This window comes from Methyloligella halotolerans (genome assembly GCF_001708935.1).
GTDB lineage: Bacteria > Pseudomonadota > Alphaproteobacteria > Rhizobiales > Methyloligellaceae > Methyloligella > Methyloligella halotolerans.
This window is the reverse complement of the sequence record NZ_MASI01000001.1, coordinates 636,021-649,695: the sequence shown is the minus strand read 5'-3', so window position 1 is coordinate 649,695 and position 13,675 is coordinate 636,021. Positions and strand designations below refer to the sequence as shown.

6 protein-coding genes and 1 pseudogene are annotated in these 13,675 nt (G+C 64.2%); 5 read left to right on the top strand and 2 right to left on the bottom strand.

The genetic code is table 11. The annotated features are described in order from the left end of the window. Positions 1 to 34: 34 nt before the first annotated feature. Positions 35 to 2,920 carry an Rne/Rng family ribonuclease gene (locus A7A08_RS03190; protein WP_069094049.1) on the bottom strand — a complete coding sequence of 962 codons (2,886 nt, stop codon included), beginning with the start codon at positions 2,918 to 2,920 and terminating at the stop codon, positions 35 to 37. Positions 2,921 to 3,625: 705 nt separating this feature from the next. Between A7A08_RS03190 and A7A08_RS03185 the strand changes: the two genes are divergently transcribed. The 3 genes and pseudogenes from A7A08_RS03185 (at position 3,626) to prfB (ending at position 8,845) form a co-directional block, all read left to right on the top strand. Further along, positions 3,626 to 4,795 (top strand): N-acetylmuramoyl-L-alanine amidase, encoded by a 1,170-nt coding sequence (locus tag A7A08_RS03185; RefSeq protein ID WP_169822905.1) that lies wholly within the window; start codon positions 3,626 to 3,628, stop codon positions 4,793 to 4,795. A 283-nt stretch (positions 4,796 to 5,078) separates the two neighbouring features. Further along, positions 5,079 to 7,602, top strand: a pseudogene (locus tag A7A08_RS15420) (penicillin-binding protein 1A). Positions 7,603 to 7,731: 129 nt separating this feature from the next. Then, positions 7,732 to 8,845, top strand: a protein-coding gene (gene prfB / locus A7A08_RS03165; protein WP_141693815.1) for a peptide chain release factor 2 whose coding sequence is annotated in 2 segments (ribosomal slippage) — positions 7,732 to 7,800 and positions 7,802 to 8,845 — 1,113 coding nt in all. Because the reading frame shifts where the segments join, the coding sequence is not laid out codon by codon here. 125 nt (positions 8,846 to 8,970) lie between these two features. Here the strand turns inward: prfB and A7A08_RS03160 are convergent. Continuing rightward, a complete protein-coding gene (locus A7A08_RS03160) occupies positions 8,971 to 9,501 on the bottom strand; it encodes a bactofilin family protein (protein ID WP_069094043.1) in 531 nt (176 codons plus the stop codon). Between the two features lie 617 nt (positions 9,502 to 10,118). Here A7A08_RS03160 and A7A08_RS03155 point away from each other — a divergent pair. Both A7A08_RS03155 and A7A08_RS03150 read left to right on the top strand, forming a co-directional pair. After that, on the top strand, positions 10,119 to 12,872 hold the full coding sequence (locus A7A08_RS03155; RefSeq protein ID WP_069094042.1) for a YhdP family protein: 2,754 nt from the start codon (positions 10,119 to 10,121) through the stop codon (positions 12,870 to 12,872). Next, entirely contained in the window at positions 12,869 to 13,669 is an 801-nt protein-coding gene (locus A7A08_RS03150) for an AsmA-like C-terminal domain-containing protein (protein ID WP_069094041.1), read from the top strand. The genes A7A08_RS03155 and A7A08_RS03150 overlap by 4 nt, the downstream gene beginning before the upstream one ends. Positions 13,670 to 13,675 lie beyond the last annotated feature (6 nt).

Here is a 13,675-nt window from a genome sequence, read left to right as displayed (position 1 = left end):
AAGTCTTTTGGATCGTCGGGTCGGCGAAGGTCGGTTAGCGCTGCCACCAACCCCGACGCTGGGGACGATCCTCATCCTCGTCCTCGAGGACGACTTCCGTGCTGGCTTGCGACCGCTTGGCGAAGAAGGAGCGGCGATCACTCGCCTTCTCGTCGTCTTCGCTCGCGGGGCTTGCAGCCTGCTCTGTCTCGAAGCCGTTGCTCTGTGCCGAAGCCTCTTGTGCGGCGAGCTCCGGTTCGTCCTGGGGCGGAGTCTCCTCGGCGCTCTCCTCCTCATCGATGTCGTCATCGTCCGACGCGGTGACCGGCGTCACTTCAGGCCGGGTCTCCTCGCGCGTCTTACGGCCGGATTTCTTCGGTTCCTCGGCGGCGTCATCTGCATGGACGTCGTCGGACCGGGCATCGTCGGATTTGGAATCGTCGGAGTGGCCATCCTCCTGGCTCTCGTCATCCGTCTCGCCGGACTCCTGATCCGCTGCCGAACGTTCGCCGCCGCGTCCGCGGCCCCGGCCTCGGCGGCCACCGCGGCGCCCGCGCCGGCGCGGCTTCTTCGGCTGATCCTCGTCGTCCTCCGAACTGTCGTCGGAGCGGGCGGAAACCGCCTCGTCGTCGTGGGACGGCTCGTCGCTCTCCGAACTCTCGTAACGGTCAGAGCTATCGTAGCGCTCCGAACCCTCGTAGCGGTCGGAAGCCTCCTGATCGCTTCCGCCACGCCGCCGCCGGCGGCGCCTGCGGGACCGCTTGTTGCGGCCGTCGCCGGAGGACTCTTCGTCTTCCGACGAGGACGGCTGATGATGCGCCCAATCCATCTGCACCACCGCGGCATCGCCGACCGACATCTCCGTATCGGCCATCCGTTCGATGGTGAAGTTGGCGCCGTGCAGGCTTTCGCCCGCCGTGATCATGATCGGCACGTCGTAGCGGTGCTCGATATCCTTCAGATGGGCGCGCTTCTGATTGAGGATATAGAGAGCCACGTCCGGCGCAGTGGTAGCCGCGAGCGGCATCACACCTTCCGTGATCAGCTTGTCCTCGATGCTGCGAAGCACATCCAGGGCGACGGATTCGATGGAGCGGACCGCGCCGGTGCCCTGGCAGACCGGGCAGGGGGTCGTGCTGCCCTCGAGCATGCCGGTGCGCAGACGCTGGCGCGACATCTCCAAAAGACCGAAGGCGCTGATGCGGCCGACCTGGATGCGGGCCCGGTCGTTGCGCAGCGAATCCTTCAGACGCTTCTCGACATTGCGGTTGTTGCGCCGCTCGTCCATGTCGATGAAGTCGATCACGATAAGGCCCGCGAGGTCGCGCAGGCGAAGCTGCCGGGCGATCTCCTCGGCGGCTTCCAGATTGGTCTGCAGCGCGGTGTCCTCGATATTGTGCTCCCGCGTCGCCTTGCCGGAGTTCACGTCGATGGCGACCAGCGCTTCGGTCTGGTTGATGACGATGTACCCGCCCGATTTCAGGGTGACCTGCGGACTGAACATCGCCGCCAGCTGCCGCTCCACCTTGTATTTGATGAAGAGCGGATCGGGCTCCTTGTAGAGCTTCACGTTCTTCGCATGGCTCGGCATGAGCATGCGCATGAAGTCCTTTGCGTCCCGGTAGCCGTCCTCGCCGGCAACCAGCACCTCGTCGATATCCTTGTTGTAGAGATCGCGGATGGAGCGCTTGATCAGGCTGCCTTCCTCGTAGACGAGGGTCGGCGCCGTGGATTCCAGCGTCAGGTCGCGTACCGTCTCCCACAAGCGCAGCAGATAGTCGTAGTCCCGCTTCACCTCCGCCTTGGTGCGCTGGGCGCCCGCAGTGCGGATGATCAGCCCCATGCCTTCCGGCACCTCCAGCTCGTCGGCGATCTCGCGCAGGCGCTTGCGGTCGGGGGCCTGGGTGATCTTGCGGGAAATACCACCGCCCCGCGCCGTGTTCGGCATCAGGACCGTGTAGCGGCCGGCGAGCGAAAGATAGGTCGTAAGCGCTGCGCCCTTATTGCCGCGCTCCTCCTTCACCACCTGCACCAGGATGATCTGGCGGCGGCGGATGACTTCCTGGATCTTGTAGGACCGGCGGCGCCTGCGAGCACGCTCGGGCACCTCTTCCATGGCGTCTTCGGAACCGACGGATTCGACGCTCTCGCCTTCGCCGGTCTTCTCGTCACCCTTGTCCGCACTCTTGGCGCTCTTGGCTGTGCTACGTCCACGGCCCCGGCCGCGCCCGCCGCGTCCTCGGCGGCGCCGATTGCCGCCCTCGGAAGACTCGTCGTGCTCCTCATCGCCCGTGGATTCTCCATGGTCGGACGACGCCTGCGCCTCGGAGGTCTCGTCGTCTTCGTCCGACTCGTCGCTCTCGTCGGAATCGTCGTCATTTTCGTCGGACGAGTTCGGAGGCGGCGCCTCCTCGGAGATCTCGTGGGTCAGATCCTTCTTCGCGAGCATGATGTCGGAGCCGTTCTCCTCGTCATTCTCGTCATCGTAATCGTCGGCATCATCGTCGTGGGATGCGGAACTCTCGTCCTCGTCCCGATCGGAATCCGCCTCGAACTGATTTTCGTCCTTCTTCCCACGGCTGCGGCGGCGTGGCTTCCGCTTTCCGGCAGCCGCATCGTCTTCGGCCGCTTCCTGAGCGGACACGCGGCTTTGCTCCTCGGCTTCCTCTTCGAGAAGGGCCTGCCGGTCGGCAACCGGGATTTGATAGTAGTCGGGGTGGATTTCGTTGAAGGCGAGAAAGCCGTGTCGGTTTCCGCCGTAATCGACGAAGGCGGCCTGTAGCGACGGCTCGACCCGCGTTACCTTGGCCAGGTAGATGTTTCCGCGAAGCTGTTTTCGGTTGGCAGACTCGTAATCAAATTCCTCTACGCGGTTTCCCTTGACGACGACGACCCGGGTTTCTTCCGGGTGGGCCGCGTCGATCAGCATTTTGCTTGGCATGTTGTTGGTTCTCCGCCGCGCGGGACGGGAAGGGCAGATTGAGCTGCCGCGAAGATAATGGCCCGGAGGCCCGCGCGAGCTGTTGTTCAGATGACAATGAGATCGCGTGATACGGCCGGGCATGGCGAAGCGTCGCGCCGGCGGTGGCGCTCAAACGAGTAGCGCGCACCGGACCGTGCTGGGTGGGATTTGCATCCCATCCGAGGCTTCGATCTGTGCATCCGATCTGCATCACGATCTCCGAATGGCCGTAAGCTCCGGCCAGGGATGATGTCTCGAGGCGGTCGTCTCTCACCCGCCGCCTGCTCGGCGTCCGCGGTTACAGCGTGCAGGACGCGCGAAAAAATAATGACATAACAAGGCCGGCCCGCGCGTATTCGCGGCTCCAGGCCTTCGGCGGTCCGAACGAGTCGAACATGCTTATTTAGGATGCCGCACAGAGATTTGGCAAGTGCGGTGCCAAAGCGCCCTTAATTGCAGGGGCTCTAGTCTTAACCATCCCTTTCCGGATTTTTGGCAAGTTCGCAATAGCTTGGAGCTTTCTGCGGAGTCCCGCGGGCCTGTGCAGAAGGGTCGCAAGCTCAGGTTGGTTCGAATTTTTGAACGCGCGTCCCGCGAGCTTTGACCATGCGACTCATCCGAACGAGAGACACTGGCGGTTGGCCTCGCGCCATCCTCTGCCTCTTGCTCGCATCCGTCCTTGTTGTGAGCACAGGCTTCTTTCCGGCAACGATCGCCCATGCCGCCCCCACGGTGGCCAATGACGCACGCCTTGCCGGCGATCAGCAGCGCACCCGATTTATCGCCGATCTGTCGAAGAAGGTGGATGTCCACGTCTTCACCCTCGACAATCCCTACCGGGTCATCGTCGATCTGGCCGATGTGCAGTTCCAGATGCCGCCCGGCATCGGCGAAAAGCCCAAGGGCCTTATCAAGGGCTATCGCTACGGTCTCTTCGCACCGGGCAAATCCCGCATCGTGATCGACGTCGCCAGCCCGTTCCTCGTCGACAAGACCTTCGTCCTGGATGCGCGCGACGGACAGCCGGCGCGGCTGGTAATCGATCTCGTGCCGACCGACCGCAAGACATTCCTGAAATCGACCGAATCCGCGGCGGCCGAGACCTCGCCGCCGGTCCGCCCCCTGCCGCCCGCCAAGGAACGCCCGGCAAGCGCCAAGCCCATCGTCGTGCTCGATCCCGGCCACGGCGGCATCGATTCCGGTGCCGTCAGCAAGAAGGGGACCGAGGAGAAGGACGTGGTCATGGCCTTCACCCAGCTCCTCAAGAAGCAGTTGGAGGAGACCGGCAAGTTCGACGTCGCACTCACCCGCGAGGGGGACCGCTTTCTGACCCTGCGCGACCGGGTCGCCTTCGCCCACGAGAAGGGCGCGAGCCTCTTCCTGTCGATCCACGCCGATTTCTTTCCCCATAAGGGCGAGGCGAGGGGGGCAACGATCTTCACCCTCTCGGAGAATGGCTCCGACGCAGAGGCACGGGCGCTGGCCGCCAAGGAAAACCTCGCCGACGCCGTGGGCGGCTACGAGCTGCCCCAGGAGCCCGACGAGATCCTGGCCAATATCCTTATCGATCTCGCCCAGCGGGAGACCCAGAATCGCTCCATGGTCTTTGCGGGCGCGATCCTCTCGACCCTGGAAGGGCGGGTGAAGCTTCACAGCAGCAAGCCCAAATCCGCCAGCTTCCGCGTGTTGAAATCGCCCGACGTGCCGTCGGTGCTCCTGGAGCTCGGCTATCTCAGCGATACCGACGACGAGAAGCTTCTGCTCTCCGAATCCTGGCGCGAGAAGACCGCCCAAGCGGTCTCCCATGCGGTGGAAAGCTACTTCGAGCAGCGAATCGCCCGCACGCCGTTCTAGGGGCGGGCGAAAAAAACCTCCCTTCGGGCTGAGACGATTATGGCGCGAAATCGCGCACCTTCGTCCTCCTTCCGGCAATAACGCCCTGTCCCGCTTGCATTTCGGCAGGACATCAGCTTGTTGTTGCCATAATCTTGGATAGGGTCCGAAGACGCCGCAAATTCGCGGAACACGAGACGGGTTCATGGACATCACAGCTCCGATCAGGCCGCCGGAAAACGGGCGTCGCCGCAAACGTGGCAGTTTCGTGCTGCGTTTCCTCGGCTTTCTCTTCGCCGCCGGCATGATCCTTTTCGTCGCCGGCGCGGCCGTTGCCGCCTTCTTCCTGTGGAAGGTTTCCCAGGAGCTTCCGGATTACGAGGTCTTGGCGAAGTACGAGCCGCCGGTGATGACGCGGCTGCACGCCAATGACGGCCGTCTGATCGCCGAGTATTCCCGTCAACGGCGCATCTACGTCCCGATCACCGCCATCCCCGATAAGGTCGTCCAAGCCTTCATCTCGGCGGAGGACAAGAATTTCTATCAGCATGGCGGTCTGGATATTCAGGGCATCATCCGCGCGGTGGTGACCAACCTGAACAACATCCAGTCCGGCCGGCGCATGGTCGGCGCGTCGACCATCACCCAGCAGGTCGCCAAGAACTTCCTGCTCACCAACGACGTGACCTTCGAGCGCAAGCTGAAGGAGGCGATCCTCGCCATCCGCATCGAGCGCGCCTTCACCAAGGACCAGATCCTCGAGCTCTATCTCAACGAGATCTATCTCGCGTCGGGTCCTACGGCGTTGCCGCTGCCGCTCTCAGCTATTGGGACAAGTCCCTCGCCGAGCTGACCCTGGCCGACGCCGCCTACCTGGCGACCCTGCCGAAGGCGCCGAGCAACTACGACCCGTTCCGCCATCCCGATCGTGCCATCGCCCGTCGCAACTGGGTGATCGACCGCATCGTGGAGAATGGCTACGCAACAGCGGAGGAGGGCGAGCAGGCCAAGGCCCAGCCCCTCGGCGTGACGCGCCGGCCCACCGGACCCCGCATCTTCGCATCGGAGTATTTCGCCGAGGAAGTCCGACGCGAGGTGCTCGACCGCTTCGGCGAGGACAAGCTCTACGGCGGCGGTCTCTCCGTCCGCACCACCCTCGATCCGCGTCTTCAGCGCATCGCACGCAAGTCGCTGATCGACGGTCTCGTGGCCTACGATCAGCGCCATGGCTGGCGCGGTCCGAAGGAGCAGATCGCGATCGACGGCGACTGGGGCCAGAAGCTGGCCGAGATCGACGTCTGGTCCGATATCGAGCCTGGCGCCTTGCCGTGGTTCTCGAAAGCGGCACCAAGACGGCGACGATCGGCCTCCGCCCCGGCACCGACGATTTCGGCAAGGTCGTAGCTGATCGCGAGAAGGGCGAGATCGCCTATTCGGAAGTGAAGTGGGCGCGCCCGGTTCTGGAGCGCGGCCTCGGCGGCACGCCCAAGACCGTCGACGCGATCCTCAAGCCGGGCGACGTGATCTACGTCAAGCCGAAGGAGCCGGGCGACAAGCAGACCGAGGAAGATGTCGCGGGCCAGTGGTCCCTGATGCAGGTGCCGAAGGTCGGCGGTGCTATCGTCGCCATGGATCCCTTTACCGGCCGCATCCTGGCCCTAGTCGGCGGCTTCAGCTTCGCTCAGAGCGAGTTCGACCGCGCTGTCCAGGCGCGCCGCCAGCCGGGTTCGTCCTTCAAGCCGCTCATCTATTCGACGGCTTTGGACAACGGCTATACGCCGGCGAGCATCATTTATGACGGCCCGATTTCCATCGACCAGGGCCCGGGCATGCCCCCGTGGCAGCCGAAGAACTACGAGGCAGGGTCCCATGCCGGCCCGTCGACCCTGCGTTACGGCATCGAGCATTCGCGCAACCTGATGACCGTGCGTCTGGCGCGCGATCTCGGCATGCCGATCATTTCCGAATACGCCCGCCGCTTCGGCGCCTACGACAATCTCATGCCGGTCCTCTCCATGTCGTTGGGTGCCGGCGAGACAACCTTGATGCGCATGGTCGGCGCCTATTCCATGATCGCCAATGGCGGCGTGCAGATCACGCCCACCCTGATCGACCGCGTGCAGGACCGGTATGGCCGCACCGTCTGGCGCCATGACGAGCGCGATTGCACCGATTGCGACGCCAAGGGCTGGCATGGCCAAGCCGAGCCCGAGCTGGTCGAGAACCGCAAGCAGATCCTCGATCCCATCACGGCCTATCAGATGACATCGATCCTCGAAGGCGTGGTGCAGCGGGGCACGGGCCGGCGTATCGCCGCCCTCGGCCGCCCCGTCGGCGGCAAGACCGGCACCACCAACGACGAGAAGGACGCCTGGTTCATCGGCTTTACGCCGAACCTCGTGGCCGGCGTGTTCATCGGTTTCGACAATCCGAAACCCATGGGCCGCGGCGAGACCGGCGGCCGCGTCGCGGGTCCCGTGTTCCTCGACTTCATGAAAGACGCGCTCAAGGATGAGCCGCCCGTTCCGTTCCGGGCTCCGCCCGGCGTGAAGCTCGTGCGCGTCAATCTCAAGACCGGTCTTCCGGCCGGCGGCGGCGACGGCACGGCCATCATGGAAGCCTTCAAGCCGGGCCAGGAGCCCGTCGGCGCCGTTGCATCGAGCGGCTATGGCGGTGACGAGTATGGCGGTCAGCCCGACCAGGGCGGTGGTTTCTACGGCGGCGGTCAGGGCCAATATCAGCCCCAGCCGCAACCCCAGCCTCAGCCGCGTCCCCGTCAGGAGAATAGGGGCGGTTGGCGCTCCATCATCCCGGGCGGGCTGTATTAGCGCTTAAGGTTCACGTCTTTCGATCGGTTCGGCCCGCTCTGCGGATGCGCCCCTGCGTCTCTTGCAGGGCAGGGCCGGTCACCCTTATTTCTCCGACGAATGCCACAACAAGAAACGTGAGGATCGACCATGCGGGCTGAAATCGAAGCCATCGTCGACGACATCAAGGAATCGCTGTCCCTGTTGCGGAGGCATCTTTGACCCGGAAACATCCAAGGCGCGTTTAAGCGAGCTCGATACCCAGGCGGAGGACCCGAACTTCTGGGACGATCCCCAGCGCGCCCAAGGGCTGATGCGCGAGCGGCAGCAGCTGGAAAACGCGCTCACCTCCTATGACCGTCTTGCCCAGGAGCTTGAGGACAATATCGCCCTAGCGACCCTCGGCGAGGAGGAGGGCGACGAGGAGGTCGTGACCGAAGCGACCCGCGCGCTCCAGACCCTGCTGAAGGAGGCCCAGCGCCAGGAGGTCGAGGCTTTGCTCTCCGGCGAAGCCGACAGCAACGACACCTACGTGGAAATCCACGCGGGCGCTGGTGGCACCGAAAGCCAGGACTGGGCTCAGATGCTGGAACGCATGTATCTGCGCTGGGCGGAGGACCGCGGTTACAAGGTGGAGGTGATCGGCGAGACCGACGGCGAAGAGGCGGGCATCAAGTCGGCCACGATCCTGGTCAAGGGCAACAACGCCTATGGCTGGCTCAAGACCGAGACCGGCGTGCATCGCCTCGTGCGCATCTCGCCGTTCGATTCGGCGGCCCGGCGCCACACCAGCTTCGCCTCCGTGTCCGTCTATCCCGCCATCGACGACTCCATCGAGATCGAGATCGAGGACAAGGACGTGCGCGTGGACACCTACCGGGCGAGCGGAGCGGGCGGCCAGCATGTGAACACCACCGACAGCGCGGTCCGCCTGACCCATATTCCGACCGGCATCGTGGTGCAGTGCCAGAACGAGCGTTCCCAGCACAAGAACCGCGCCACCGCCTGGTCCATGCTGCGGGCTCGCCTCTATGAGGCTGAGCTGCAGCGCCGCGAGGAAGAGGCCCAGTCGGCGGCGGATACGAAATCGGATATCGGCTGGGGCCACCAGATCCGGTCCTATGTCCTCCAGCCCTATCAGCTGGTGAAGGATCTGCGCACCGGGGTGGAAAGCACCAACCCCAGCGCCGTGCTGGACGGCGCCATCGATCCCTTCATAGAGGCGGCGCTGGCCGGGAAGCTGCAAGAGGTGGCGGACGCTTAGCGGCTGCCGTCGAGCGGCCAGCGGTCAGCGCAAGACACTAGCGTAGATACAAAAAAGGGGACCTCGGCGGGTCCCCTTTTCGATTCAACGATTTGTTCGCGTGAGCAGCTTGGAAGAATCCGTCGCTATTCGGCCGCCTTCGCCTTCTCGTCGGAGGCGTCGTCGGAAAGCGTCAGAGCGTCGTCGTCGGAATCCGCCGGCGTGGAAGCCGAAGATGTGGTGTTGGCGCCGAACGCGGAGCCGAAACCGGTGGCGGTCTTCGCTGGCTCGGCGGCGGGTTTTCCGGTCTCCCGGGACTGCCGCGCTTCCTTGACCGGATCTTCCACCCGACGGGATTTCCCTTCGAAATAGGCGCCCTGCTCAATGGAGAGGCTCTGGTGGTAGATGTCGCCTTCCACGTGGGACTGCGCCTGCAGGGTCACCCGCATGCCGCTGATGGAGCCGCTCACGCTGCCGCGCACCACGACGTCATCGGCGACTACGCCACCGATCACGCGGGATTTCTCGCCGAGCAGCAGGGACACGCAATGCACGTCGCCCTGGATCTCGCCGTCGACCTGGATCTCGCCCTTGGAGGTTACGTTGCCGACGATCGTAAGATCTTCGCCGATGATCGAGGGGACCGCCTTGCCGCTATAGGATGAGGCGCTGGGCATGCTCGGCGCCGGCGCCGCAGGCTTTGACGACGGCGTAGGGCGCTCGCCGAATGGCCGCGAATCGCCTGTCAGCCGTTGTCCCAAAGACTTACTGCTGTCTCCTGCCGTGTCTCGCTCTGGCTTTTTCGTAAACATCTCCCGTCCCTCCGAAGCGAATACTGTCAGGGACCGCCAAACGCTTCCGTTTAGCGGCATGTTGCTGGTCCGAACCATAGAGCCCCGGACCCTGATTGTCCCGGAGTTTCTAAGGGCGGAGCATAAATTTTCGCGTCCCATAACGGCCTTGCCGCGCGGGCCTCAGGCGCCTTCGTTTGGTCGATTTTTCCCCGTCTTATGCGAAATATCCGAGAAAGGAATCGATAAAAGGCGCTTGCTGCGCCGAGCGGGTTCGACTCTTTCGGGGATACCGTAAAAACTGGCCATGAAATCAGCCTCGTAGTCGGGCTAAGCTAGAGTCCGGCGTCGCCGATATGCCAAGCTTGGTTCGGTCGACGCTGCACGGATGAACGAAGGCGGCGCTAAACGCCGCCCGGGAGAGGGCGCCAGCTAGTTTCATTTGCATGGACAAGCCGACTTCAACTGCGCTCGTAAAATGGTCAGGTAGGGGGCGGGCCCTTATGGCGCTTCCGGCGCAGGGGCGCGCTTTGGCCAATCGCTTGCCGCCTCCTGTGCAGAAGGAGCTGCGCAAGCTCTCCTCCCGGGGCGCCCGCGTTGCCCGCGAGGTATTCGCCGGCATCCTGGTCATCGGCTTCGTCATCATCCTCGCCGGCTACGGCCGCCTCGCCCAGGGGCCGATCTCCCTGCCGAGCCTCGTGCCCGCCGTGGAGGAGGCCATCAACGGCGAGCTCCAGGACATGCATGTGGAGATCGGCGACGCCATCCTTCAGCGTTCGCCTGACGGCCCGGGTGTCGCCTTTCGCCTCAAGAATATCCGGCTCGTCGATGGTGAGGGCGCGGTACTGGCCCAGGCGCCGTTCGCCGCCGTCGGTCTGAGCGGCAACGCGCTGCTCGCCGGCCGTATCGCGCCGGGCAGCGTCGATTTCATCGGCGCGCGTCTGTTGTTGTTCTATTCCGACGAGCAGGGACTCGCCCTGAGCTTCTCCGAAGCGGGCGATGCCGATGCCCTTCCGATTCCTCAGCCCTCCCGAGGCGCGTCTCAGGCCTCTCCTTTCGGAGAACTGGTTCCTAACGAAGAGCTGGTTGCCCGCGCCAACAAAGCCGCCGGCGAGCGCCTCAACGTCACCGAGACCGTAAGCGAGGTTTTCGAGCGCGCGCGCCAGGGAAGCAACTCCTACCTGAACCGGTTCGGTGTGGAAGATGCCCTGGTGCTGCTGAGCCACAACGGCAAGCAGACCTTCTGGGAGGTGCCGGATTTCTCCGTCGACCTGAAGCATGAGAAATGGCGCAGCCGCCTTGTGGGCGAGGCCACCATGCGCTCCGACCGGGGCGATTGGCGGCTCGAGTTCAGCACGGCCCAGGATCCCAAGCGGAACAGGCTCTCCGTGAATGTGAGGGTGGAGGACTTCGTGCCGTCGACCCTTGCCGACAAGTTCCCCGACCGCTTGGCTCTCCAAGCCCTCAACATCCCGATCACGGCCGATGCCGATATTCAGCTTTCTGAGAAGGGCCGGGTGATCAGCTGGGAGGCCGGGCTGGAGCTCAAGCCAGGCGACATCACGGTCCCCTGGGAAAAGGAGCATCCAATCTGGGTCGATTCCGGCGAGTTCCACCTGGCCTATCCGGAAGGTCAGGACCGCGTGATCGTGAAGCCGTCCAGCTTGCGCTGGGGACGCAGCCGGATCGCTATGAGCGGCAGCTTCGATGCGGTGAAGGACGATGCTGGAAAGATCGAGCGCTGGGATTACCGCCTGAAGGCCGACGAAGCGTTCCTCGCCGCCGACGAATTCGGCGTGCCGCCCATCGCGGCCGATGAGCTGAGCGCCAAGGGCTCGGTCGGCCCCGCCGCCAAGGTAGTCACCGTCGACAGCCTGGTCCTCCGCGAAGGCAGCGCCGAAGCAAAGCTCTCCGGCAAGCTCGTCAATGCCGAAGGGACCAGCCCGGCGATGACCATCAAGGGCAAGATCAGCCCCATGCCCATCGAGGTGCTGAAGCAGTTCTGGCCGAAATTCGTCGCAGCCGGCGCGCGCGAGTGGGCCGGCGAGAACGTCTCCGGCGGCCAGGTCCTCGGCGGCACCATCGACATCAATATCGGTCCGGGCGAGATCGACCAGGTGATCGACCACGGCGCGGAGTATTCCCAGCCCGTCACCTTCGATATGGATCTGGAGAATCTCCAGGTCACCTATTTCGAGGGCATGCCGCCGGTCAGCATCCCAGCGGCCTCTCTCCATCTCCGCGGGGCGAGCTTCTATGCCGAGGTGCCGGAAGGAAGCGTCAGCCTGGCGTCCGGCGAACGCATCGCGCTGAACAATGGCCGCTACGCGGTCGCCGATCTCCGCCCGGATCAGGATACGGGCGTGGTCACCTTCTCCGGCGACGGCGGTCTGTCCGCCGTCCTCCAGCTCCTCGACAACGAGCCGCTAAACTTCATGAAGGATATGGGGAAGGACCCGACCAGCTTCGGCGGCCGGGTGCGGGGCGATTTCGCAGTCACGATCCCGCTGAAGAAGGATTTGAAGCCTGAGGAGATTAGCTTCAACGGTAAGGCGACGGTGACCGATGTCGTGGCTGCGAACGTGATCGGCGATCTCGACATCCAGGGCGGAACCTACCAGGTCGATGTCACCGAGAAGGCCCTCATGCTCCAGGGCGACCTCGTTGTGAAGGAGATACCGGCTCAGGTGACGGTTCAGCGGCTCTTCGGCATGCCCAAGGAGAGCCAACCTCCGGTCAAGCTCAGCGCCGTGCTCGACGCGGCCACCCGCGACAAGCTCGGCCTCGGCATCAACGAACTCGTGACCGGCTTGCTTCCCGTGACGATTTCCATTTCCGATCCCCAGGCCGAAAAGCCGGACCTCTCGGTCGAAGCCGATCTCACGAACACGCAGGTCGTGGTCGCCGGCATGGGTTGGACCAAGCCCTCGGGCCGCCGCGCCACGATCACCTTCGATATCGACGAAGGCCAGGGCGGCACCACGGTCCTCAACGACCTCAAGGTCCGGGGCGAGAACGACGTCAACATCGACGGCTGGATCGCCCTCAACGAAGATCTCGGCCTCAAATCCTTTCACTTCAGCGACTTTTCGTTCAACGCGCTCACCCATGTCGAAATCGGCGGCGAGCGGGGACCGGACAATGTGCTGAAGGTCACGGCGCGGGGGCGTCCTATGACGGCAAGCAGGCTTTCCGCTCGCTGTTCTCCGCGGGCGAGCTGGCCAGGGATGCGTCGGGCACACCGAGCGACGCCATGAATATCGACATGGATGTCCAGGTGGACAACGTCATCGGCTATTACGGCACGACCCTGAAGCAGATGCGCGTCACCATGCAAAAGCGCGGTGGAGAGCTGGTGGCGCTCGACGCGGAAGGACAACTCAACGGCAAGGCGCCCCTGGCCGTGAATCTCAAGCGTGAAAAGGGCAAACGCATCCTGCGCGCGGAGACCGGCAATGCCGGCGATGCCTTCCGCCTGGTCGGCTTCTACCGCCAGGTCCAGGGTGGCAGCGCCACACTCCTCGTCGACATGGATGCCGGCGCCAACGACAGCAAGAGCGGTCAGCTCTGGGCGCAGGATTTCGAGGTGGTCAGTGATCGCGTCCTGGACGATGTGCTGAGCGACCAGGACGCGGCGGCAGCCTTCGGTCAGAAACGCCGCCAGAACCGCCGCGGACGCATCACCTTCAACAAGCTGCGGGCGCCCTTCACCGTCGGCAGCGGCCAGTTCGTGCTGCAAGACGCCTATATGAACGGGCCGACCCTCGGCGCCACCATGCGCGGGCGGGTGAATTTCGAACAGGACACCGTCGATCTCGGCGGCACCTACGTCCCCCTCTACGGGCTGAACTCGGCCCTCGGACAGATTCCGATCCTTGGCAACCTTCTGGTGGGCCGCCAGGGGGAGGGCATCGTCGGCATCACCTTCGCCATCAAGGGCAGCCTGTCCGATCCCGCCGTGCTGGTGAATCCCATGTCCGTGGTGGCGCCCGGCATCTTCCGCCAGATCTTCGAGTTCCAGGGCCAGCCCCCGGGCGCCGGCGCCCAGCGCTGAGCGGCG

Coding starts and splice junctions, on each gene's coding strand:
- A7A08_RS03155 (WP_069094042.1), top strand. CDS start 10,119: ATGGCGCTTCCGGCGCAGGGGCGCGCTTTGGCCAATCGCTTGCCGCCT.
- A7A08_RS03150 (WP_069094041.1), top strand. CDS start 12,869: ATGAATATCGACATGGATGTCCAGGTGGACAACGTCATCGGCTATTAC.
- A7A08_RS03190 (WP_069094049.1), bottom strand. CDS start 2,920: ATGCCAAGCAAAATGCTGATCGACGCGGCCCACCCGGAAGAAACCCGG.
- A7A08_RS03160 (WP_069094043.1), bottom strand. CDS start 9,501: ATGCCCAGCGCCTCATCCTATAGCGGCAAGGCGGTCCCCTCGATCATC.